The following is a 21,664-nucleotide window of genomic DNA, read 5'->3' as shown; positions in this document are numbered from 1 at the left end:
GCGTGTCACAGCGGCGTCACCCGGTCCGGTGCCCCGGGTCGGGCACGGCGTGTCGTACAGGCGTCCAGACCCGGGCTAACCTCGGTACATGCGTCTCCACGTCGTCGACCACCCCCTGGTCGCCCACAAGCTCTCCACCCTGCGCGACGAGCGCACCGACTCGCCGACCTTCCGTCGCCTGACCGACGAGCTGGTGACCCTCCTCGCCTACGAGGCCACCCGGGACGTCCGCACCGACGAGGTGGAGATCACCACGCCCGTGGCGGTCACGCTGGGTACCCGGCTCAGCTACCCGCGCCCGCTGGTGGTGCCGATCCTGCGCGCCGGCCTCGGCATGCTGGACGGGATGACCCGTCTGCTGCCGACCGCCGAGGTGGGCTTCCTCGGCATGGTCCGCAACGAGGAGACCCTGGAGGCCTCCACCTACGCCACCCGGATGCCGGACGACCTCTCCGGCCGCCAGGTCTACGTGCTCGACCCGATGCTGGCCACCGGCGGCACCCTGGTCGCCGCGATCAGGATGCTGATCGAGCGCGGCGCCACCGACGTCACCGCCGTGGTGCTGCTGGCCGCCCCCGAGGGCGTCGAGGTGATGCAGCGGGAGCTGGCGGGCCTGCCGGTCACCGTCGTCACCGCCGCCCTGGACGAGCGGCTCAACGAGAACGGCTACATCGTCCCCGGCCTCGGCGACGCGGGCGACCGGCTGTACGGCACCGCGGGCTGACCGCGAACACACGGGAAGGGCCCTCCGGCGCGTTCGCCGGAGGGCCCTCGTCGTTCGTGCCGGGTGTCAGCAGCTGCCGGTGGCGGTCGGGGTGGGGGAGGGCTTGGTGGCCAGGGCGAGGGCGGCGGCCGCCTGGGTCTCGTCCAGCAGGGCGTTGTAGCTGTCGCCGATCACGAAGTCCACGCTGGCGTCGGCGCGGGCGTCGGCGGTGACGGTGGCTCCGGCGATCTGCGAGCCGACCAGGGTGCCGGCCCCGGCGCCGGTCGGGCCGGCGATCACCTGGGCGGTGCCGGGCACCTTCTTGTCCAGCTCGGCGGGGGCGTTGCCGACCTTGCCGATGACGAAGCCGCGCTTCTTGAACTCCTCGGCCGTCCGCCCGGCCAGGCCGGCCTTGGTGGTGGCGTTGTAGATGTTCACGGTGACCGCGGCGGGCTGCGGGACGGCGTGCGGGTCGACCTGGGCGGCGGGTGCGCCGGAGGCGGCGGGGGAGCCCGGCGTGGCGCCCGGCGTCGGGGCGGCCAGCGGCTTGCCGGACGGGGTCGCGCAGGCCTGGGCGGAGGAGTTCTTGTTCCTGCCCGTGAAGATGTCGTAGAGCTGCACGCCGCCGAGGGCGATCAGGGCCAGGGCGAGCAGGCCGGCCAGCGCGGCGACCACCTTGCGGCTCTTCTTCGGGGGCCGGCCCAGCCGTGGGTAGGAGTTGCCGGTGATGCGGTACTGCTTCCCCTTGAGGCCTTGGGGAGTCAACATGCTCATGGTTTGTCTCCCCCTCGTACCGGGGCGGGGTCGGGATGACGGTGCGGCCGGGTAGGGGCAATCCCCCGGAGCGGGCGGATCCCCTGGTCGCGGCCGTAGTCAGCAGCGTAGTGCCGTACAGCCGCGAAGGTACTAAACGATCATCATCTGGAGTACCCCGGCACCCGAAAGGGGGTACCGGGGTACGCGCGGACCGCCCTCCGCCGGGGTGGCGAGGGGGCGGTCCGGAAGCCTGGGGCGGGTGCGACGAACCCGGTGCCGGCGGCCCGTCACTCCATCTCGAGGACGCGGGCGTGCAGCACCTGGCGCTGCTGCAGCGCGGCCCGTACGGCCCGGTGCAGCCCGTCCTCCAGGTAGAGGTCGCCGTGCCACTTCACCACGTGGGCGAAGAGGTCCCCGTAGAAGGTCGAGTCCTCGGCCAGCAGGGTTTCGAGGTCGAGTTGGCCCTTGGTGGTCACCAGCTGGTCGAGCCGCACCGGACGCGGGGCGACGTCAGCCCACTGTCGGGTGCTCGTCCGGCCGTGATCCGGGTACGGCCGCCCATTGCCGATGCGCTTGAAGATCACACGGAAAGCCTACCGTTTGGGTGGCGAATGGCGTAGCAGCCGCGACGCCGCCACGCGCGCCGGTGTGAACTGCGCGTGGCCGAATGCGGCAGTTTGATGGGAAATGTCGCGAACATCGATCCGCCCAGGAGTGTGCACCGATGGACTCCGCCCCCACCCCGCAGACCGTCCGGGAGATCGCCGACGGGTACGCCTTCACCGGGCCCGCCCTCGACCTCGGTGCGGTGCTGCTGGACGGCACCGCCTACCCGGACGCCCCGGTGCGCATCCCGCTGGGCGTGCTCAACCGGCACGGACTGGTCGCCGGGGCCACCGGCACCGGCAAGACCAAGACGCTCCAGCTGATCGCCGAACAGCTCTCCGGGCAGGGCGTGCCGGTGTTCCTCGCCGACATCAAGGGGGACGTCTCCGGCGTCGCCGCGCCCGGCACGCCGAGCGAACGCACCGGCGCCCGGGCCGCCGAGGTCGGACAGCAGTGGACGGCACAGGGCTGCCCCGCCGAGTTCTACTCGCTCGGCGGGCAGGGCGCGGGCATCCCGATCCGGGCCACCGTCACCAGCTTCGGGCCGCTGCTGCTGGCCAAGGTGCTCGACCTGAACGAGACCCAGGAGTCCTCGCTCAGCCTGGTGTTCCACTACGCCGACGGCAAGGGCCTGGAGCTCTACGACCTCAAGGACCTGACCGCGGTGATCGCCTTCCTCGCCTCGCCCGAGGGCAAGGAGGAACTGAGGACCATCGGCGGCCTCTCGGCGGCCACCGCCGGTGTCATCCTGCGCGCGCTCACCGTGCTGGAGAACGAGGGCGCCGGGGCGTTCTTCGGCGAGCCCGAGTTCGACACCGCCGAACTGCTGCGCACCGCCCCGGACGGCCGGGGCGTGGTCTCGGTGCTGGAGCTGCCCGCCGTGCAGGACCGACCGCGGCTGTTCTCCACCTTCCTGATGTGGCTGCTCGCCGACCTCTACCAGGAGCTGCCCGAGGTCGGCGACCTCGACAAGCCCAAGCTGGTGTTCTTCTTCGACGAGGCGCACCTGCTGTTCAAGGGCGCCTCCAGGGCCTTCCTGGAGGCGATCACCCAGACCGTGCGGCTGATCCGGTCCAAGGGCGTCGGCATCTTCTTCGTGACCCAGACTCCGCGGGACGTCCCGTCCGACGTGCTGGCGCAGCTGGGCAACCGGGTGCAGCACGCGCTGCGCGCCTTCACCCCGGACGACGCCAAGGCGCTCAAGGCCACCGTCTCGACGTTCCCGCGCTCCTCGTACGACCTCGGCGCGGTGCTGACCTCGCTCGGCACCGGGGAGGCGGTGGTGACCGTGCTGTCCGAGAAGGGCGCGCCGACGCCCGTCGCGGCGACCAGGCTGCGGGCGCCGCAGTCGCTGATGGGGCCGATCGAGGCGGGAGCGCTGCAGGCGGCCGTGGACGCCTCGCCGCTGACCGCGCGCTACCGGGACGCGATCGACCGGGAGTCGGCGTACGAGAAGCTGGCGGCGCGGGCGCCCCGGCCGGCGGCGGCGCCGACGGAGCCCGCCGAAGCGCCGGCTCCGGAGCGGGATGCGGAGCGTGCTCCGCAGCGGCGGGAGGCGCAGAAGGAGGGCGTGGGCGGACTGCTCGGGTCGCTGCTGAGCAATCCGACGGTGAAGTCCTTCGCGCGCTCGGCGGGGCGGCAGCTCGGGCAGGAGATCTCGCGCAGCCTGTTCGGGACGTCCAAGCGGCGGCGGTGACGGTCCTCAGCCGGAGAGGGCGGTGCCGATCCGGTCGAGGGAGGACAGGCGCATCAGGCCGTAGTTGTAGAACTCGACCTCGGGGACGCCGAGCTCGCGCAGGGTGGCGATCTTGGCGGCGAGGTTCTCCGGGCCGTCGCAGTCGGAGGACATCGGGCGCAGGATCACCGCCATCTCCTGCGGGCGGACGCCGTGCAGGGCGAAGGCGGCGATCCTCTCGCGGACGGCCTCCGGGGTCCGGTCGTAGCCGAGGGTCTCGATCCCGTCGACGGACTTGGCGAGGGCGGGCAGGTCGATCCCGGCGAGCCAGCCCTTGCCGGGGCCGCCGCCGTCCATGAAGCTCAGCCGCATGCCGTGGCGGCGGGCCTGCTCGGACAGGTCGGCGGCCAGCGAGGTGACGGTGGCGGCGGAGGCGTCCACGTACGCGGCGAAGGCGCCGTCGGCGAGGGCGCTCAGGTCGGCGGGCTCGGCGGCGGCGGACTCGTCGGCCAGTCGGCGGCGCAGCTCGGTGCGGACGGCCGCGGCCGCCTCCTCGGCGGGGACGCCGGCGGCGGTGGCGGCGGCGCGGCAGTGCGGGCAGAAGCAGACCCCGAGCAGGGCCTCGGCGGTCGGGCCCAGTTCCTCGAAGTAGCGCTCGTGGTGGTAGCCGTGGCGCAGTCCGTGGAAGTGCAGCGATTCGGCGCGGATCGCGTCCACGCCGTACCGGGCGAGTTCGGCGACCAGGGTGAGCGCGTACTCGCGGACCTCCGGGTTCGCCGGGCAGAGCTCGGTGAGGTGGCGGTCGCCGAAGGCGTTGGCCGGGGCGCAGTCGGGGTGGGTGAAGCCGAGCCGGTCGTTGTGGCAGAAGACCGTCCAGGCGTGCAGCTTCAGGCCGCGGCGGCGCGCCTCGTCGGCCGCCTCGGCGAAGGGGTCGCGCTCGCCGATGGCGGTGGACGGGGCGGGTGCCAGTCGGCGGCCCCGCCAGGCGGCCGGGTCGGGGCGGAAGTACGCCGCGCCCGGCTCCAGGTAGCGGATCACCCGGCGTGGGTTGTGCGGGAAGACGTCGCGGGCCTCGTGGTAGACCGAGGCGAGGGTGACGCCGCCGACCCCGGCGCGGTCGGTGAGGTTGCCGAAGAAGGTGTCGGCGCCCTCGTCCAGCAGGTCGGTGGCGAAGGCGAGGACGGACGACTCCACGGTGCGGCTCCGGGGCTGGGGGCTGGTGCGCCGTTCACGCTAGCCGCAGGGCCCGGGTTGGTCTAGACCGGCTGCCCCGGACGGCTCAGAGGCCGAGGTCGTCGAGCTCCTTGAGCAGGGCGGACCTGGAGTCGGCGGGGGTGACGGGCTTCGCGGCGGTTGCCGGGGCCGGCTCCGGCGCCCGGTCGCGGAGCAGGACGGCGGCGGCGAGCCCGCCGATCAGCCCGCCCAGGTGGCCCAGCCAGCTGACGCCCTGGGTGACCGGCAGCACGCCGATCAGGAGGGTCGAGTAGACCGCGGCGACGGCGATGCCGACCACCGCGTCCAGCACCTTGCGGTCGAGGACGCCGCGCAGCACCACGTAGCCGAGGTAGCCGTAGACCAGGCCGCTCGCGCCGGCCGTCACCGTGTTCGGGCGCTCCAGCAGCCAGACCGTCAGTCCGCCGGACACCGCGATCACCAGACTGGCCAGCAGGAACCTGCGCATGCCGCGGAAGGCGGCCAGGAAGCCGAGCACGAACAGTGGCCAGGAGTTCGCTTCGATGTGGTCCCAACTGAAGTGCAGGAAGGGCGAGGTGAACATCTCGGGCAGGTCTGCGACCTGCTCCGAGCGCAGGCCGTACTCCCGTGACAGCCCGTAGTCGTCCAGCCAGTTCACCACCTGTACCGACCAGATGACGGCCTGGAAACCGAGCATCGTCAGCAGTGCGGTGCGGGAGTCGGAGAGCAGACGGGTCATCCTGGTGGCCATGCCTCGACTGTAGGGGCGACCGGATCGGACGTGCACCCCACTACAGTGACTCGTGTCATTCCGATCGCGAGAGGTGACCACCCATGACCAAGCGTCCGCCGCTGCCGTACGAGTTCCTGCCGCAGGTGCCGTCCTTCCAGCTGAGCAGTCGGGACATCACCGAAGGCGGCACGCTGGACCGGGAGTTCATCCACGGCGGCGGCAACCTCTCGCCGCAGCTGTCCTGGTCGGGCCTGCCGGAGGGCACCCGGAGCATCGCCGTCACCTGCTACGACCCGGACGCGCCCACCGGCTCCGGCTGGTGGCACTGGCTCGCCCTCAACCTGCCCGCCGACACCGCCGAACTGCCGCGCGGCGCCGGGTCCTCGGACGACAGCCTGCCGGGCGCGGCCTCCTTCCACGGCCGCAACGACTTCCCGGGCAACAAGTACGACGGCGCCGCCCCGCCGCCCGGCGCGCCGCACCGCTACGTCTTCGCGGTGCACGCCCTGGACGTGGAGAAGCTGGACGTCACCGCCGACACCCCGCCGGCCCAGGTGGGCTTCCACCTCACCTTCCACACCCTCGGCCGGGCGCTGCTCACCGCTGAGTACGGGGTCTGATCCTCGACGTCGGTACCCGATCGTCCGGTCGAGGTCCGGCGGCTGCCCGAGGAGGAGTGGCGGGCCGGCCGCCGGGCCCTGACCCGGACGGCCGGCCCGGACGGGAGCCGGCCGTCCTGGTGGGTCGGGAGCAGTGCGCGGCAGACCGCCCGGGTCGTCCGCGGCCTAACCTTCCGCCCCCGCGGCGTGGTCGGCGCGCTTCGCCAGCCCGCGCAGGTGCTCGCGCAGCTGCGGCGGCTCGTGCACCTCGAAGGCGCGGTCCAGCGAGAGCAGCCGCATCGCCGTCCACTCCAGGGAGTCGGAGCGGGAGCGCAGCCGGCAGCTGTGCTCGTCGATCGGCTCGATCTCGGAGTCGCCCGGCCTGAAGCGCCGCCGGACCAGCTCGGCCGGGGCGTGCACGGTGGCGACCACGGTGCCGCTCGGTGACGGGCGGTGCAGCTTGCTCGCCACGTACGCGGCGGCGTTCTCGGCGGGGAGCGGTCGCGGGGTGAAGCGGGCGCCGGTGGCGAAGGGCTCGCTCAGCCGGTCGACCCGGAACAGCCGCCAGTCCTCGCGGTCCAGGTCGTAGCCGACCAGGTACCAGCGGCGGCCGACCGAGACCAGCCGCTCGGGCTCGACCAGCCGCTTGGTGCCGGTGCCGTCGTAGGCGCGGTAGGCGAAGCGCAGGCGTTCGTGGTTGGTGACGGCGCCGGCGAGCAGGGTGAGGTCGTCCGGGTCGACGGTCGGGCCGTCCCCGGTGAGCAGCGGCACGGTCGCGTTGTTGAGCGTCCCGACCCGGTGCCGCAGCCGGCTCGGCAGCACCTGGAGCAGCTTGCCGAGCGCCCGTACCGAGGCCTCCTCGATGCCGACCACCGCGTGCCCGGCCGCCGCCCGCAGCCCGACCGCGATGGCCACCGCCTCCTCGTCGTCCAGCAGCAGCGGCGGCATCGCCGTGCCCGCGACCAGCCGGTAGCCGCCGACCGCGCCCATGGTGGCCTGCACCGGGTAGCCGAGGTCGCGCAGCCGGTCGATGTCGCGCCGGATCGTCCGGGGGCTGACCCCGAGCCGCTCGGCGAGTTCGCTGCCGGGCCACTCGCGCGGGGTCTGGAGCAGGGACAGCAGGTTCAGCAGCCGGGCCGGGGTGTCGCTCATGCCTCCCAGGATGCCGGATGAAGTGGGACAGGATCTGACCTACATGGCCCGTACCGTCGTGGACGTCGAGAAGAGCGAAGAAGAACGAGACGTCGACGTCGAGTCGAACGAGACGAGTCGAGGAGTACGGAATGAGCGCGGCGGCAGCCGACCGGCGGAGGTGGATCGCGCTGGCGATCGTGATGGTGGCCTCCTTCATGGACCTGGTGGACGTCACCATCGTCAACATCGCCATCCCCAGCATCCAGGCGGACACCGGCGCCTCCTTCAGCGCCGTGCAGTGGGTCACCGGCGGGTACGCGCTGGCCTTCGCGATCGGGCTGATCACCGGCGGGCGACTGGGTGACATCCACGGCCGCAAGCGGCTGTTCCTGGTCGGGATCGGCGGCTTCACCCTGGCCTCCGCGCTCTGCGGGCTGGCCTCCGGACCGGAGATGCTGGTCGCGACCCGGCTGCTGCAGGGCGGGACGGCGGCCCTGATGGTGCCGCAGGTGCTGTCGATCATCCACGCGACCTTCCCGGCGGAGGAGCGCGGCAAGGTGTTCGGCATGTTCGGCGCGGTGGTCGGCCTGGGCGCAGTCTCCGGTCCGATGATCGGTGCGCTGCTCACCGAGTGGGACCTGTTCGGCCTGGCCTGGCGGCCGATCTTCCTGATCAACCTGCCGGTCGGCATCGTCGGCCTGCTGCTCGGACGCCGCTTCATCGACGAGTCCAAGGCCGACCAGGCGCTGAAGCTCGACCTGGTGGGCGTGCTGCTGGCCAGCCTGGGCCTGCTGATGCTGATCTACCCGCTGACGCACGGGCGGGAGGCCGGCTGGCCGTTCTGGGGGTACCTGTCGATGGCCGGCAGCCTGCCGGTGTTCGCGCTGTTCGTGGCGTACGAGAAGGCCAAGACGCGGCGGGACGGCTCGCCGCTGGTGGAGCTTTCGCTGTTCCGGGTGAAGTCCTTCGCGGCCGGGATCTGCGTGCAGCTGGCCTTCGGCGTGGCGCTCGGCATCTTCTTCCTGGTCTGGACGCTCTACATGCAGGTGGGCCTCGGCTGGAGCCCGCTCAAGGCCGGCACGACCGGCATCCCGTTCTCGATCGCGGTCTCCACGGCCGCCGGCCTGTCGGTGCAGAAGCTGGTGCCGCGGTTCGGCCGGAAGGTGCTCCAGGCGGGCGCGCTGGTGATGGCGGCGGGCGTGCTCACCTACATCTGGGAGGCGGACCGGTACGGGACGGCGATCACGCCCTGGCAGATGGCGCTGCCGCTGGTGGTGATGGGCCTCGGCATGGGGCTGATCGTCGCGCCGATCACGGACGCGGTGCTGGCGGAGGTGCCGCGCGAGCACGCCGGCTCGGCCTCCGGGCTGATCAACACGGTGCAGCAGGTGGGGAACGCGCTCGGGCTCGGGCTGGTGTCGGTGGCCTTCTTCGGGGCGATGGACGACGTCGTCGCACCGGAGGCGGTCGGGACGGCCTTCGGCGGGGCCTTCGTGCACGCGCTGTGGTGGGTCGCGGGGGTGCTGGCGGCCGTGTTCCTGCTGATGTTCGCGCTGCCGCGGCGGCGGGGTGCGGCCGGGGCCGGTGCGACCGGGGAGGCCGAAGCGGCCGCGGTGGAGCGGGAGTCCGCCCTGGTCTGACGCGGGCGTGCCCCGTGCGAGGGCCCCGGTCGCGCTGCGCGACCGGGGCCCTCGTCGCACACTGGAGGGCGATGGACCGTACGGCGGTGGACTCCTCGGTGCTGCGCTCGGTCGGCTACGACCCGGTGGCGCGGCTGCTGGAGCTGGAGTTCGCCGGTGGGCGGGTGTACGTGTACGCGGGCGTACCGGCCCGGGTGCACCGGGAGCTGCTGGCCGCGGAGAGCCACGGGCGGTACTTCAGCCGGTGGATCCGCGGGCGGTACGACTACCGGCGCTCGGGGACCGCTCGGTAGCTGCTGCCGTCCCGGCGCGGGCGAGGTCGCGGCGCAGGGCTGGACGGGGTCGGGCGACCGGTTCCGGGGCGGGGCCACCGGGCCTCAGCGCGCGCCGGTCGGGGTCGGCGCGGCGGCCGTACGGGTGGTGGTGCGGGGCTTGGCGGCGGCCTTGGCCTCCTTCGCGGCGCGCTTCATCTCCTGCTTGAACTCCCGTACCAGGGTGAGGGATTCGGGACCGGTGATGTCGGCGACCGAGCGGTGCGCGCCCTCCTCGCCGTACGCGCCGGCCGCCTCGCGCCAGCCCTCGGGCCGCACCCCGTACTGTTTGCCCAGCAGGGCGAGGAAGATCTGCGACTTCTGCTTGCCGAAGCCGGGCAGGGCGTTGAGGCGGCTCAGCAGCTCCTTGCCGGTGCGGACGTTCTTCCACAGCGCGGCGGCGTCGCCGTCGTACTGCGCGACGAGGAACTGGCAGAGCTGCTGCACCCGTTTGGCCATCGCCGCCGGGTAGCGGTGGACGGCGGGCTTCGCGGAGAGGAGCGCGACGAACTCCTCCGGGTTGTAGGTGGCGATCTCGTGGGCGTCCAGGTCGTCCCGGCCGAGGCGCTGTGCGATGGTCAGCGGGCCGGTGAACGCCCACTCCATCGGCACCTGTTGGTCGAGCAGCATGCCGACGAGCGCGGCGAGCGCACTCCGTCCGAGCAGTTCGTCGGCCTCGGGCTGCTGTGCGAGCCGAACGGTGACGTTCATGGGCTTGCCCTCCTCGGAGTTGACGTCGGGTCGGCGCCCAGTCTGGTGGACGCGGGGTTGACGGAGGTGGTCAACACGCCCGTAGCGGGGGAAGTCTTGGTGTTCCAGGCCTTACCATGCCTGCTTTGTTCGTTGGCGGAGCGGTTGTTGGGCCTCCGGGGGGTGACGCGGAATATTTTTTGCCCGCGCCTGAGGACCGACAGCACCCGGGACCCGACTCCGCAGGGGCGAGCCGATCACGGCTCGCTCCTGCGGAGTCGGGACTTGTGGGGCGGAGGGGTGGTGCGTGGGGGTGTGCGGGGGCGGGGGTGCGCTCGGCTGGGTGGGTGGTTGTGGTGGGGGTGGGAGGGGTGGGGCGGCGGGGCCGTACGTACGATCCAGGGCTGGGCTGGTGCTCGGGCGGCAGTTCGAGTGGGGTTCGAGCGGGTGGGTCATCTCATATGACTGTTCCTGTTGTGTCGGTGCGGCACCCGGGGCGCGGGTCATTCTTGGTCCAATCGACGCGTCCAGAAAGGCTCGCCCGCCGTGACCCAGCCGTTCGAACTGCCGTCCTTCTACGTGCCGCACCCGGCACGCCTCAACCCGCATCTGGACGAGGCGCGGGCCCACTCCACCGACTGGGCCCGGGAGATGGGCATGTTGGAGGGTTCCGGGATCTGGGACCGGGCCGACCTGGAGGCCCACGACTACGGCCTGCTCTGCGCCTACACCCACCCCGACGCCTCCGCCGAGGTGCTGTCGCTGGTCACCGACTGGTACGTCTGGGTCTTCTTCTTCGACGACCACTTCCTCGACATGTTCAAGCGCACCAACGACCGGGCGGCGGGCAAGGCGCACCTGGACCGGCTGCCGCTGTTCATGCCCGCCGACCCGGCCGACCCGGTGCCCGAGCCGGAGAACCCGGTCGAGGCGGGCCTGGCCGACCTCTGGCGGCGCACCGTGCCCGCGATGGGCGAGGACTGGCGGATCCGGTTCGCCGAGAGCACCCGCAACCTGCTGAACGAGTCGCTCTGGGAGCTCGCCAACATCGACGCGGGCCGGGTGGCCAACCCGGTCGAGTACATCGAGATGCGCCGCAAGGTCGGCGGTGCGCCGTGGTCCGCGCAACTGGTCGAGTACGCGGCCGACGCCGAGGTGCCGAAGGAGGTCTCGGGCTCGCGCGCGCTGCGGGTGCTGATGGACGCCTTCTCCGACGGTGTGCACCTGCGCAACGACCTCTTCTCGTACCAGCGGGAGGTGGAGGACGAGGGCGAGCTGAGCAACGGCATCCTGGTGCTGGAGCGGTTCCTGGAGTGCACCACCCAGGAGGCCGCCGAGGCGGTCAACGACCTGCTCACCTCACGGCTCCAGCAGTTCGAGAACACCGTGTTCACCGAACTGCCGGTGCTGTTCGAGGAGACCGGGCTCGACGCCTTCGGCCGCGCCAGGGTGATGGCGTACGTCAAGGGGCTGCAGGACTGGCAGTCCGGCGGGCACGAGTGGCACATGCGCTCCAGCCGCTACATGAACGGCGGTGGGGCGTCGGCGGGTTCGGGCGGCGGGGTGGCGCCCGGGGCGGGCGGCGCGCTGCCGGGCCTGCCGGGGCGGCCCGGTGCGGGCAACTGGTGGGACCAGTACGCGATCGGCGGGATCGGGACCTCGGCGCTGGACATCCTGCGCAGTGGGGCGACGGTCGGCGAGACGGGGGAGGAAGCGGCGAAGGCCGTGGTGCAGTCCGCCGCCGGGCCGGCCGAGCGGCGGGCGCGTTCGTACCGGCACGTGCCGTTCCAGGCCGTCGGTCCGTCCCGACTGCCCGAGTTCGAGCTGCCGTTCGCGCTGTCGTTGAGCCCGCACCTGGAGGGCGCCCGGGAGCGCGTGGTCGAGTGGGCCGAGCGGATGGGCCTGCTGGAGGCCGACCCTGCCGTGCCCGGCTCCGGCGTCTGGGACGCCGAGTCGATGCGCGACTACGACCTGGCGCTGTGCGCGGCCGGCCTCGACCCGGATGCCACCGCCGGGCAACTCGACCTCGAAACCGCCTGGTTGGCGTGGGGCACCTGGGCCGACGACTACTACCCGGCGGTCTTCGGACGCACCCGGGACCTCGCCGGGGCCAAGCTCGCCAACGCGCGGCTGGCGCTCTTCATGCCGCTGGACGGCACCCCCGCGCCCGAGCCCGCCAACGCGCTGGAGCGCGGCCTCGCCGACCTCTGGGAGCGGACGGCCGGTCCGATGACCGTTGAGGCCAGGACCCGGTTCCGCGCGTCGGTGGAGTCCATGACGGCGAGCTGGGTCTGGGAGCTGGCCAACCGGATCCAGAACCGGATCCCGGACCCGGTGGACTACCTGGAGATGCGGCGCGCCACCTTCGGCTCCGACCTCACCGTGAGCCTCAGCCGCCTCGGCGACGGGACGGAGGTGCCCGCCGAGGTCTACCGGCACGGCTCGATGCGCGCGCTGGAGAACTCCGCCATGGACTACGGCGCCATGATCAACGATGTCTTCTCGTACCAGAAGGAGATCGAGTACGAGGGCGAGCTGCACAACGTCGTCCTGGTGGTGCAGAACTTCTTCAACTGCGACTACCCGTCGGCGGTCCGGATCGTCGACGACCTGATGCACTCGCGGCTGGACCAGTTCCGGCACGTCGCGCAGAAGGAACTCCCGGTCATGTACGAGGACTTCGGGCTGGACGGGCAGGTGCGGGAGCTGCTCGACGGGTACGTGAAGGCGTTGGAGGACTGGCTCGCGGGCGTCCTGAACTGGCACGAGCGCTGCCGGCGGTACCGCGAGGAGGACCTGCGGCGGCACTTCGGCGCCGAGCGGGACCTGGCGGCGGCGACGCAGGCCCGGCGGGCGGCGGCACCCGGGGCCGGGGCCGGGACTGTGACGGCCGTGACGACCGAGACGGCTGTGGTGCCACTCGGTCCGACCGGCCTGGGCACCGCCTCGCTGCGGTTGCAGCCGAGCGGGGCGGTGCCGCAGCACTGAGCGCGCGGTCGGCGCACCCGTGTGGGCCATCCCGCGCGGGTGCGCCGCGTCGTGGCTAGGCTGGCGAGTCGGGGGCCGGCGTGCGCCTTCCGGCGCGCGCACTTCACCGCACACGAGGGCAGAGAGATGGCTGCGCTACCTGAGGGCACGCCCTGTTGGGCCGACGCGATGTTCACCGACCTGGAGGGCGCGAAGGCCTTCTACGGCGACGTGCTGGGCTGGACCTTCGGCGAGAGCTCGTCGGAGTTCGGCAACTACACGCAGGCGTACTCGGACGGCAAGGCGGTCGCCGCGATCGTCCCGCCGATGCCCGGTGAACAGGCGCAGTCCGCCTGGTGCCTGTACCTCGCCTCGCCGGACGCCGGTGCCACCGCCGCGCGGATCCGCGCCAACGGCGGCGAGGTGGTCATGGGACCGATGCAGATCGGCGACTTCGGCACGATGGTGATCGCCAAGGACCCGGGCGGCGTCGTGTTCGGCGTCTGGCAGGCCGAGCGCCACGAGGGCTTCGAGAAGCAGGGCGAGCCCGGCGCGTACAGCTGGGCCGAACTGGTGACCCGCGAGCCCGCGAAGGCGGACGCCTTCTTCCCGGCGGTCTTCCCGTACGGCGTGAGGAAGATGGACTCCGAGGAGTTCGACTACCGGATGTTCCAGGTCGGCGACCGGCCGGTGCTGGGCCGGATGGGCGCGGAGGGCGACTTCCTGCCGCCCGAGGCGCCTTCGTACATCAGCGTCTACTTCGCCGTGGACGACACCGACGCCGCGATCGAGCGGCTGACGGCGCGCGGCGGCAAGGTGTACTTCGGACCGATGGACAGCCCGTTCGGGCGGTTCGCGGCGGTCGGCGACCCGCAGGGCGCGGCCTTCGGGCTGATCGACCTCGGGCGGACGGTCGGCGAGCAGCCGGACACGGTGGACGTCTGATGGGGGAGCGCGAGGACCTCATCGAGACGCTCGACACGCACCGCGGCCTGCTGCGGCGCACCGTCCGCGACCTCACCGACGCGCAGGCGGCCGAGCGGACCACGGTCAGCGAGCTGTGCCTGGGCGGTCTGATCAAGCACGTGGCGGCGGTCGAGGCGCGCTGGGCGCGGTTCATGACCGGCGGCGCGGAGGCGATGCGGAGCGGCACCGGGAACCCGGACGGGGACGGCGGTGTCGAGGCGTGGGCGGCCCAGTTCCGGATGGTGGACGGCGAGACGCTGGCCGGGCTGCTCGCCGAGTACGAACGGGTGGCGAGCGGGACGGACGAGCTGGTCCGGACCCTGCCCGATCTCGACCTCGCCCACCCGCTGCCGTCGGCGCCGTGGTTCGAGCCGGGCGCGACCTGGTCGGCGCGGCGAGTGCTGCTGCACATCGTCGCCGAGACCGCGCAGCACGCCGGGCACGCGGACATCATCCGGGAGTCGTTGGACGGGGCGAAGTCGATGGGGTGAGAGGGCGGGGGTGTTCGGACGGGCGGTCAGGGCGCTTCCACGCCGAGGAGTTCGCGCAGTGCCCGGCTGCCGTCCGGAGTGACCCGCAGGGCCCGGCCGGAGCCGATCCGCTCCACCCAGGCGCGGTCCAGGGCGGTCCGGCAGAGCGCCGCGCCGAGCGCTCCGCCGAGGTGGCTGCGACGTTCCGTCCAGTCCAGGCAACTGCGCACCACCGGGCGCCCGCCGCGGTGGCCCGCGCGCGGCGGCAGCTCGATCGCCTGCGCGGCCAGCCAGTCCCGGCCGCGCTCGGTGACGGCGAGCCCGGCCTCGTCGGCGACCAGACCGCGGGCGAGCAGCGCGTCGGCGACGGCGACGCCGAGGCGGCCGGCCAGGTGGTCGTAGCAGGTCCGGGCGCGGGCCTCGGCGCTCAGCCGGGTGGCCTCGCCGAGGGTGCGGGGTGCGGGCGCGCGGGTGCGGCGGGTGGCGTCGGTGCCCTCGGAGCGGTCGGTGTCGCCGGGGCCTTCTGCGCGGTCGGGGCCCTCTGCGCGGTCGGACCCGGCGAAGGAGGTCAGGTCCTCGAGCAGCGTGGCCACGGCGGGGGAGGCGAGCCGGACGTAGCGGTGCCGGCCCTGCCGTTCCTCCGCCAGCAGCCCGCCCGCGATCAGCCGGGACAGGTGCTCGCTGGCCGTGGACGGCGCGACGCGCGCGTGCCGGGCCAGCTCGCCGGACGTCCAGGCGCGGCCGTCGAGCAGGGCGGAGCAGAAGGCGGCGCGGGTGGGGTCGGCGAGCAGGGCGGCGAGGGCGGCGAGCGCCGCGCCGCCGTGGTCGGGGCGCCGGGTGGGGCGGGGGGACGGCGGGCGGGAGGCTCGGGGTTGCGGGGGCATGCCTCCATGGTCGCGCGGGCACAGTTCGGCGGGGGCCGAAACGATCCGGGGCCACGATGGCGGCATGAGCGAACCAACGGTGATCTCCGGCTCCCGAATCCTGACCTTCTCCCGCTACGACGACGTCACGGCAGCCCTGGCCGACCCGGCGCTGGTCCCGCTGCCCGAGGCACCCGTCGCCCCGGACGCGCCCACCGGGGTGGCCTGGCTGCGGGCCACCGTCGCCCGGTTCAGCTCCGGCGAACCGCACGCCCGGCGCCGCGCGCTGGTGCTGGCCGACCTGGAGCGGCTGGACCCGGCCGCGCTGCGGGTGGCCGCCGCGGGCGGCTTCGACCCCGACGTACGGCTGCGGACGGTCCGGGTGCTCGCGGCGGCGCTCGGCCTGGCCGACCCGGACGCGGTGGCGCGGGACGTCGCGACCGTCGCCCGCTCGTACTTCGCGGACGCGCCCGACGACCCGGAGGCGGATGCGGCGGTGGCCCGGCTGCTGCCCGCGATGTCCGCCACCACGGGTCATCTCGATGCGGAGAGGGCTGCCAATCGGATCGGTCTGCTCGTCCAGGCCTGCGACGCGACCGCGGCGCTGGTCGAGCGCGCCCGCCACCACGAGGAGGGGCCGGCCGGCGCCCTGCGCGAGGACCCGCCGCTGCGGGTGATGCGCCGCTTCGCCGCCCGGGCGACCGAGGTCGGTGGGGCCGCGGTACCGGCCGGGACGCAGGTGGTGCTGGACATCGCGGCCGCCCAGCCGGAGGCGCCGGACGGCGTGGCGCTCGGCTTCGGCGCCCCGCCGCGGATCTGCCCGGGGCGCTCGCACGCGCTGGTCATCGCCGAAGGCATCCTGTTCGGGGCCTCCGATCCGGCCGATGTCGACGTGGTGGGCTCCGAGGAGCCGTCCGAAGGAGACCTCGGGGAGGGGCTTGGGAAGGTCCTCACGAAGGACGAACTCGCCGTGCTGGTACCGGAGATGGTCGACCACGTGCTGACCCTGGCCGCGAGCTGGACGGACTGGGACGGGCGCCCGATCGTCAACGCCGACGGCCGGACCTACACCCCGCACAAGGCCGTTCGCCGCGTCACCGACCATCTCCTCGACCACCTGGCCGAGTTGGACGCCCGACTGGCCGGCGCGCCGACCGAGCCCGATCACTGGCACGCCTCCAACGTCACCACCCCGGCCGACCTCGCCCCGTTCACCGCCGCCGACCTGGACGAGGCCCGCAGCCGCCTCACCCGGCTGGCCGGGATCTGGTCCCGCCGGGTGGCGGCGCTGCCGGACGCGCTGCTGGACGACTCGCCGGGGACAGGCTGGAGCTTCCGGCGGATCGTCTGCCACGTCTCGGGATCCGGGTACTACGCGGACTCCGTGGGGGACCTCCGGCGGCCGGAGCCGACGGCACGACAGAGCGCCCGAGCCCGACAGAACCCATGAGCCGAGCAGGACAGATGGACCGAGCAGGACAGCCGGACCGAGCAGCAGCATGAGCCCGTGCGACCCGTACGAGCAGAAGAACCCTGGAGGACCCATGACCCCCTTCGCCGCCCTGCACCACCGTCCCGGCCGTCCGCTGCTGCTCCCCAACGCCTGGGACCACGCCTCGGCCGCCGCCCTCGCCGCCGCGGGCCACGCCGCGATCGGCACCACCAGTCTGGGGGTGGCGGCGGCCGCCGGGCTGCCCGACGGCGCGTCCGCCACCCGAGCGGAGACCGTACGGCTGGCGCGGCGACTGGGGCGCGGCGACTTCCTGCTCAGCGTCGACGCGGAGTCCGGCTTCAGTGACGACCCGGACGAAGTGGCGGGGCTGGCCGTCGAGTTGGCGGCGGCGGGCGCGGTCGGCATCAACCTGGAGGACGGTCGCTCGGACGGCACGCTGGCGCCGGTCGCCGTCCATGCGGCGAAGGTCGCGGCGGTGAAGGCGGCCGTGCCGGAGCTGTTCGTGAACGCCCGCACCGACGCCTACTGGTGCGGGCAGGACGAGCCCGAGCCGGAGACCCTCCGGCGCCTGGAGGCGTACCAGCGGGCGGGCGCGGACGGCGTGTTCGCCCCCGGGCTGGGCGAACCGGCGGCCATCGCCCGGCTGGTCGGCGCCCTGGCCGTCCCGCTCAACATCCTCTGGACGCCGACCGGCCCGGGCCTCGCCGAGCTGGCCGCGCTCGGAGTGGCCCGGGTGAGCCTCGGCTCGCTGCTGTACCGCTCCGCGCTGGCGGCCGCGGTGGCCACGGCGGGCGCCGTCGCCGCGGGCGAGCCGGTCGGGCCGGTGCCGGGGTACGCCGAGGTGCAGGCGCTCAACGAGCGCTGATCCGGGATCGGTCGGGGCGGCTCGGGCGTCGACGAGCCCCGCTCCGAAGGGGGTTGAGGTTGGTCAGCTCGGGCGGTCCGGGGCGGTCCGGGCCGCCCACGAGGCCTCGATCCCGTCCAGGATCATCCGGACGCCGCTGCGGAAGCCGGAGTCCCGGCCCGCCGCGATCTCCTGGTCCACGTGCGTGGTGTACAGCCGGTGCAGTCGCGGGTGGTCCTTGGTGGCCTCGATGACGGCGGGCATCAGCTGTTCCATCCACTCCTGCTCGTCCCGGCCGCTCTTGGCCAGTGCGCTCAGCCAGGCGGCCTCCACGCCCGCGGCGCCGATGGTGTAGCCCATGACGACGCCCATCGCCTCGTTGGCGTGGAAGAGGTCGAGCCCGGACTCCTCCAGCATGGCCAGGAAGGCTTCGGACAACCGCATCCAGCTGGGGCCGAAGTAGACCATCCCGACGTCGCCGATCACCGAGACCATCCACGGGTGGCGCAGGATGGCCGCGCGCACGCCCTCGGCGCACTCCTCGATCGCGGTGCGCCAGACCTTCGGATCGCCCTTGCTGCCGGTCGACTCCGGCAGCGGGAGCTCGGAGAAGACGTGGTCGACGGCGAGCGCGAGCAGTTCGTCCTTGTTGGCGACGTGGGTGTACAGCGAGGTGGCGCCGGCGTTGAGGCGGGCGCCGAGCTTGCGCATGCTCAGTGCCTCGATGCCGTCGCTGTCCATGAGGGCGAGGGCCTCGGCCACGATCTGCTCGCGGCTGAGGGTCGGCTGCTCCCGGCGGGGTCGCTGCGGGCGGGTCCACAGCGACGGGATGCCCGACGTACCGTCTTTCGACTTGGCCGCCATCCGGCCCTCCTCATCACTCGTGATCGCTCGCCCGGGCTTCGTCCGGGCTTCGTCTGTCCGGCGCCGTCTGTCCGGCGCCGTCCGTCCGGCTTCGTCCGCCCGGGCTGCGTTCAGCATAAGTCGTTCCGAACACCGTACGTCGTTGCGAACAGTGTGCGGCGTCCGTACAGTGTTCGGAGCGGCGCACACCGTACCCGTGGGGACGGCGAACGGTGTGCCCGCGCCGACTCGAGAAGTTCGAAGGGGGAAACGCGGTGGAACGGAATCCGCGGCGCTGGTTCATCCTGGTCGTGCTCTGCCTGAGCAGCCTGGTGCTGGTGATCGACAACATGGTGCTCACGGTGTCCATCCCGCCGATCGCGGAGGACCTCAAGGCCGGGGCGCAGGACATCCAGTGGATCATCGACTCGTACATCCTGGTCTTCGCCGGCCTGCTGCTCACCTCGGGGAGCCTCTCCGACCGCTTCGGGCGGCGGAAGGTGATGATCATCGGACTGGTGCTGTTCGGCGCCGCCTCACTGGTCGCGGCCGTTGCCGACAGCCCGGGCCAGCTGATCGCCGGACGCGTCCTGATGGGTGTCGGCGGCGCGCTGGTCATGCCGAGCACGCTCTCCATCCTGATCACCGTCTTCGACGACGAGGAGCGGCCGAAGGCCATCGCCGCCTGGAGTGCGGTGGCCATGATCGGCCTGGTCGGCGGGCCGGTGCTCGGCGGCGCGCTGATCGCGCACTTCTGGTGGGGGGCGGTCTTCCTGCTCAACGTGCCGATCGCGGTGGTCGCGATCCTCGCGGCGGTGCTGCTGATGCCGGAGTCCAAGGGGCCGTGGCGCCGCCCCGACCTGCCGGGCATGGTGCTGTCGATGGTCGGCATGACGGCGCTGGTCTGGTCGATCGTCGTGCTGCCCCGCGACGGCTTCACCAGCGCCGGCACGCTCGGTGCGATCGCCGTCGCCGTGGCCGCGCTGACCGGGTTCGCCGTCCGGCAGGTCCGCACCGACTCGCCGATGGTCCCGCTGAAGCTGTTCCGCAACCGGGTGTTCACCGGCGCCAGCTTCTCGCTCGTCCTGCTGACCTTCGCCACCGGCGGACTGATGCTGGTGCTCACCCAGCACCTGCAGTTCGTCCTGGAGTTCTCGCCCACCGACACCGGACTGGCCTTCATCCCGCTGGCCATCGCCTCGCTGGTCTTCAACGGGGTCGGCGCCGCGCTCGGCAAGAAGGTCCCGGCGCGGGTGCTGACCGCGGTCGGCATGCTGATCATCGCGGGCGGGTTCGGGCTGCTGGCCACCCTCTCGGTCAGCGACGGCTTCACCAAGGTCGCCCTGGCCATGCTGGTGCTCGGCATCGGCTCCGGCCTCGGCATGCCGGCCGCCGCCAACGCGCTGATGGGCGCGATCCCGGGTGAGCACGCGGGCGTCGGCTCCGCGCTCAACGACACCATCCAGCAGTCCGGCGCCGCCCTCGGAGTGGCCATCCTCGGCACCGTGCTCTCCAGCACCTACTCCGGCGCGATGCCCGACGGCGCCCCCGCCGCCGCGCGCCACGACATCACCGGCGCGTTCGCCGTCGCCGGCTCCACGGGGGACGGCGGACTGGTCGCGGCCGCCCGCGAGGCGTTCAACACCGCCACCTCCACCACCTTCACGGTGGGCGGCATCGCGGTCGTCGCGGCCGCGGTGCTCACCCTGGTGCTGATGCGCGGTGGCGGCGCGGGTGCCGCCCACGCCGGGGCACCGGCGGAGAAGGCGGAACCGGCGGTCGAGCCGGTCGGCTGAGCCACCGTGCACTGGTCATGCCCGTCGCGCTAGGCAGCGTGCCGCCACCGGGTCTTGAAGGAAGCGGTCACCCGCGTCCGGATCCTGCCGGGAGTGCCGTCGACGCGGCCCCGTGCCCCCGGAACGCGCCGAAGGCCCGGACCGCATCACGCGGTCCGGGCCTTCGTTCGGACGCAGGCCCGGTGCTCAGCCGGGTGCTCAGCCGCCGCCGTAGGTGGACTGGGTCACCGCGAAGACGTTGCGTCCGCCCGTGGTCTCCTGCAGCGACCACAGCAGGTCGGGGTTGGTGGCGTCCTCCCAGTAGGAGAGGCTCTCGCCGCCGGCCACCCAGGCGAAGGTGGCGGGGCCTGCGGTCGGGGTCCAGTAGTAGAGCTGCTTCCGCCCCGAGGAGTTGAACCACCACCGGCCGTTGTGGGACGCCACGCCGTTGAGCTTGTACCAGGGCAGCTGGAGGGCCTGGCCGGCGGTCGTCGTCGCGGCGAACGTCGTCGCCCCGGACGCGAACGGGAAGCGGATGGCCCTCGGCGGGCGGTTGGGGTAGTCGGTGCAGCCCGACTGGCAGGTGTACTCCGTCATCACGAGCGACTTGCTGACCCGGTCGAGCGAGACCGACGACCACACCAGGGGGCTCCCGGAGGGCGCGTGCGACGTGACCGTGCCGATCTGCGGCAGCACGTAGGCGTAGTTGTGGGCGTAGTAGACGCTTCCGGACTGACGGCCGATCTGGTCGGCGGTGCCGCCCGAATCGGTGTTGAGGATCTTGCGCATGTCGAAGACGCGCATGCCGCGCCCGGTGTCGGCGACGTAGAGGTAGTCGCCGTACCAGGAGACCCCGCCGGCGTGGATCGGGATGTCCTTGAAGTCCGGCGCCGCCGCGGTGCCGGTGGGCTCCACGAGGAGGATCTTGCGGTACTTGTTGGGATAGGTGGCATCCCAGTCGGCCAGGGTGATCCGGCTGCGCTGCTGGGCGCCGTCGCAGCCGTCCTTGGTGTACCAGCTCACCAGCACGAGCTGGTGGCCGTCGTAGTTGCCGCTGTTCGCGGTCCCCACGGCGTCACGGCTCGTCGTGATGCCCTGCGGGAAGCTCTGGCAGTCGGAGTTGTCGCCGTCGTCGAACCGGAAGCCGGTGGACAGGCCGGCGACGGAGAAGGACGAGGGCAGCGCCTGTCGGTCGTGGTTCGCGTTCTCCATCACCGTGTGTACGGCGGAGGTCCCCAGCGTCGAGACGAGGGCCGAGTTGAGCGTGTCGAACTGGTGGTAGTCCGCGGTGAGGCTGTAGTCGGATGCGGCCAGGGCCGTCGGTGCCGTGGCGGCCGCCGCCGGCGACGCGCCGACGAGCGCGCCGGTGACGAGCACCCCGGCCGCGAGTAGCGCTCGCGCCGCGGTTCTGACGTGACGGATCATCAAGGCGGGCCTCTCCA

At 73.0% G+C, this 21,664-nt stretch carries 20 protein-coding genes; 11 read left to right on the top strand and 9 right to left on the bottom strand.

The annotated features are described in order from the left end of the window. The first annotated feature begins 88 nt into the window (after positions 1–88). Entirely contained in the window at positions 89–724 is a 636-nt protein-coding gene (gene upp, locus ACZ3TI_RS10800) for a uracil phosphoribosyltransferase (protein ID WP_270145916.1), read from the top strand. Positions 725–790: 66 nt separating this feature from the next. Here the strand turns inward: upp and ACZ3TI_RS10795 are convergent, their stop codons facing one another. Next, positions 791–1,477 (bottom strand): LytR C-terminal domain-containing protein, encoded by a 687-nt coding sequence (locus tag ACZ3TI_RS10795; protein WP_465725639.1) that lies wholly within the window; start codon positions 1,475–1,477, stop codon positions 791–793. Between the two features lie 269 nt (positions 1,478–1,746). Continuing rightward, the gene (locus ACZ3TI_RS10790; protein WP_030061387.1) at positions 1,747–2,043 is read right to left on the bottom strand and encodes a type II toxin-antitoxin system VapB family antitoxin; all 297 of its coding nucleotides are present in this window, start codon (positions 2,041–2,043) and stop codon (positions 1,747–1,749) included. Between the two features lie 140 nt (positions 2,044–2,183). Here ACZ3TI_RS10790 and ACZ3TI_RS10785 point away from each other — a divergent pair, with 140 nt between their 5' ends. After that, entirely contained in the window at positions 2,184–3,761 is a 1,578-nt protein-coding gene (locus ACZ3TI_RS10785) for a helicase HerA-like domain-containing protein (protein ID WP_465725637.1), read from the top strand. 6 nt (positions 3,762–3,767) lie between these two features. Here ACZ3TI_RS10785 and ACZ3TI_RS10780 read toward each other — a convergent pair whose 3' ends face one another. Both ACZ3TI_RS10780 and ACZ3TI_RS10775 read right to left on the bottom strand, forming a co-directional pair. Further along, complete coding sequence (locus ACZ3TI_RS10780; RefSeq protein WP_465725635.1) at positions 3,768–4,934, bottom strand: hypothetical protein; 1,167 nt, start codon at positions 4,932–4,934, stop codon at positions 3,768–3,770. An 85-nt stretch (positions 4,935–5,019) separates the two neighbouring features. Continuing rightward, positions 5,020–5,685, bottom strand: a complete 666-nt coding sequence (locus ACZ3TI_RS10775) for a rhomboid family intramembrane serine protease (protein ID WP_465725633.1) — start codon at positions 5,683–5,685, stop codon at positions 5,020–5,022. An 83-nt stretch (positions 5,686–5,768) separates the two neighbouring features. On the opposite strand from ACZ3TI_RS10775, the gene ACZ3TI_RS10770 reads away from it, so the two are divergent. After that, complete coding sequence (locus tag ACZ3TI_RS10770) at positions 5,769–6,287, top strand: YbhB/YbcL family Raf kinase inhibitor-like protein (RefSeq protein ID WP_465725631.1); 519 nt, start codon at positions 5,769–5,771, stop codon at positions 6,285–6,287. Between the two features lie 165 nt (positions 6,288–6,452). On the opposite strand, the gene ACZ3TI_RS10765 is transcribed toward ACZ3TI_RS10770, so the two are convergent. Beyond that, the gene (locus ACZ3TI_RS10765; RefSeq protein WP_465725629.1) at positions 6,453–7,418 is read right to left on the bottom strand and encodes a helix-turn-helix transcriptional regulator; all 966 of its coding nucleotides are present in this window, start codon (positions 7,416–7,418) and stop codon (positions 6,453–6,455) included. A gap of 131 nt (positions 7,419–7,549) precedes the next feature. On the opposite strand from ACZ3TI_RS10765, the gene ACZ3TI_RS10760 reads away from it, so the two are divergent. After that, positions 7,550–9,040, top strand: a complete 1,491-nt coding sequence (locus ACZ3TI_RS10760) for an MFS transporter (RefSeq protein ID WP_465725627.1) — start codon at positions 7,550–7,552, stop codon at positions 9,038–9,040. A 71-nt stretch (positions 9,041–9,111) separates the two neighbouring features. Next, entirely contained in the window at positions 9,112–9,333 is a 222-nt protein-coding gene (locus ACZ3TI_RS10755; RefSeq protein ID WP_465725625.1) for a KTSC domain-containing protein, read from the top strand. An 84-nt stretch (positions 9,334–9,417) separates the two neighbouring features. On the opposite strand, the gene ACZ3TI_RS10750 is transcribed toward ACZ3TI_RS10755, so the two are convergent. Beyond that, positions 9,418–10,062, bottom strand: coding sequence for an HhH-GPD-type base excision DNA repair protein (locus ACZ3TI_RS10750; RefSeq protein ID WP_465725623.1), 645 nt, complete (start codon positions 10,060–10,062; stop codon positions 9,418–9,420). Between the two features lie 525 nt (positions 10,063–10,587). Between ACZ3TI_RS10750 and ACZ3TI_RS10745 the strand changes: the two genes are divergently transcribed. The 3 genes from ACZ3TI_RS10745 (at position 10,588) to ACZ3TI_RS10735 (ending at position 14,465) form a co-directional block, all read left to right on the top strand. Beyond that, the gene (locus ACZ3TI_RS10745; RefSeq protein WP_465725621.1) at positions 10,588–13,029 is read left to right on the top strand and encodes a terpene synthase family protein; all 2,442 of its coding nucleotides are present in this window, start codon (positions 10,588–10,590) and stop codon (positions 13,027–13,029) included. Between the two features lie 126 nt (positions 13,030–13,155). Beyond that, positions 13,156–13,953, top strand: a complete 798-nt coding sequence (locus tag ACZ3TI_RS10740) for a VOC family protein (protein ID WP_465725619.1) — start codon at positions 13,156–13,158, stop codon at positions 13,951–13,953. Beyond that, positions 13,953–14,465: a DinB family protein gene (locus ACZ3TI_RS10735; RefSeq protein ID WP_465725617.1), complete on the top strand. Its 513-nt coding sequence runs from the start codon at positions 13,953–13,955 to the stop codon at positions 14,463–14,465. Before ACZ3TI_RS10740 ends, ACZ3TI_RS10735 begins: the two co-directional genes overlap by 1 nt. A 26-nt stretch (positions 14,466–14,491) precedes the next feature. Here ACZ3TI_RS10735 and ACZ3TI_RS10730 read toward each other — a convergent pair whose 3' ends face one another. Continuing rightward, positions 14,492–15,328 (bottom strand): ArsR/SmtB family transcription factor, encoded by an 837-nt coding sequence (locus tag ACZ3TI_RS10730; RefSeq protein ID WP_465725615.1) that lies wholly within the window; start codon positions 15,326–15,328, stop codon positions 14,492–14,494. A gap of 64 nt (positions 15,329–15,392) precedes the next feature. On the opposite strand from ACZ3TI_RS10730, the gene ACZ3TI_RS10725 reads away from it, so the two are divergent. Continuing rightward, on the top strand, positions 15,393–16,757 hold the full coding sequence (locus ACZ3TI_RS10725) for a hypothetical protein (protein ID WP_465725613.1): 1,365 nt from the start codon (positions 15,393–15,395) through the stop codon (positions 16,755–16,757). Positions 16,758–16,851: 94 nt separating this feature from the next. Then, positions 16,852–17,625: an isocitrate lyase/PEP mutase family protein gene (locus ACZ3TI_RS10720; protein ID WP_465725611.1), complete on the top strand. Its 774-nt coding sequence runs from the start codon at positions 16,852–16,854 to the stop codon at positions 17,623–17,625. A 63-nt stretch (positions 17,626–17,688) separates the two neighbouring features. Here the strand turns inward: ACZ3TI_RS10720 and ACZ3TI_RS10715 are convergent, their stop codons facing one another. Then, entirely contained in the window at positions 17,689–18,468 is a 780-nt protein-coding gene (locus ACZ3TI_RS10715; RefSeq protein WP_465725609.1) for a TetR/AcrR family transcriptional regulator C-terminal domain-containing protein, read from the bottom strand. Positions 18,469–18,722: 254 nt separating this feature from the next. Between ACZ3TI_RS10715 and ACZ3TI_RS10710 the strand changes: the two genes are divergently transcribed. Then, a complete protein-coding gene (locus tag ACZ3TI_RS10710; RefSeq protein WP_465725607.1) occupies positions 18,723–20,243 on the top strand; it encodes an MFS transporter in 1,521 nt (506 codons plus the stop codon). 198 nt (positions 20,244–20,441) lie between these two features. Here ACZ3TI_RS10710 and ACZ3TI_RS10705 read toward each other — a convergent pair whose 3' ends face one another. After that, positions 20,442–21,647 (bottom strand): hypothetical protein, encoded by a 1,206-nt coding sequence (locus ACZ3TI_RS10705; protein WP_465725605.1) that lies wholly within the window; start codon positions 21,645–21,647, stop codon positions 20,442–20,444. Positions 21,648–21,664 lie beyond the last annotated feature (17 nt).

It is taken from the genome of Kitasatospora sp. NPDC023120, assembly GCF_055560835.1.
This window is presented reverse-complemented; position numbering and strand designations above follow the sequence as displayed.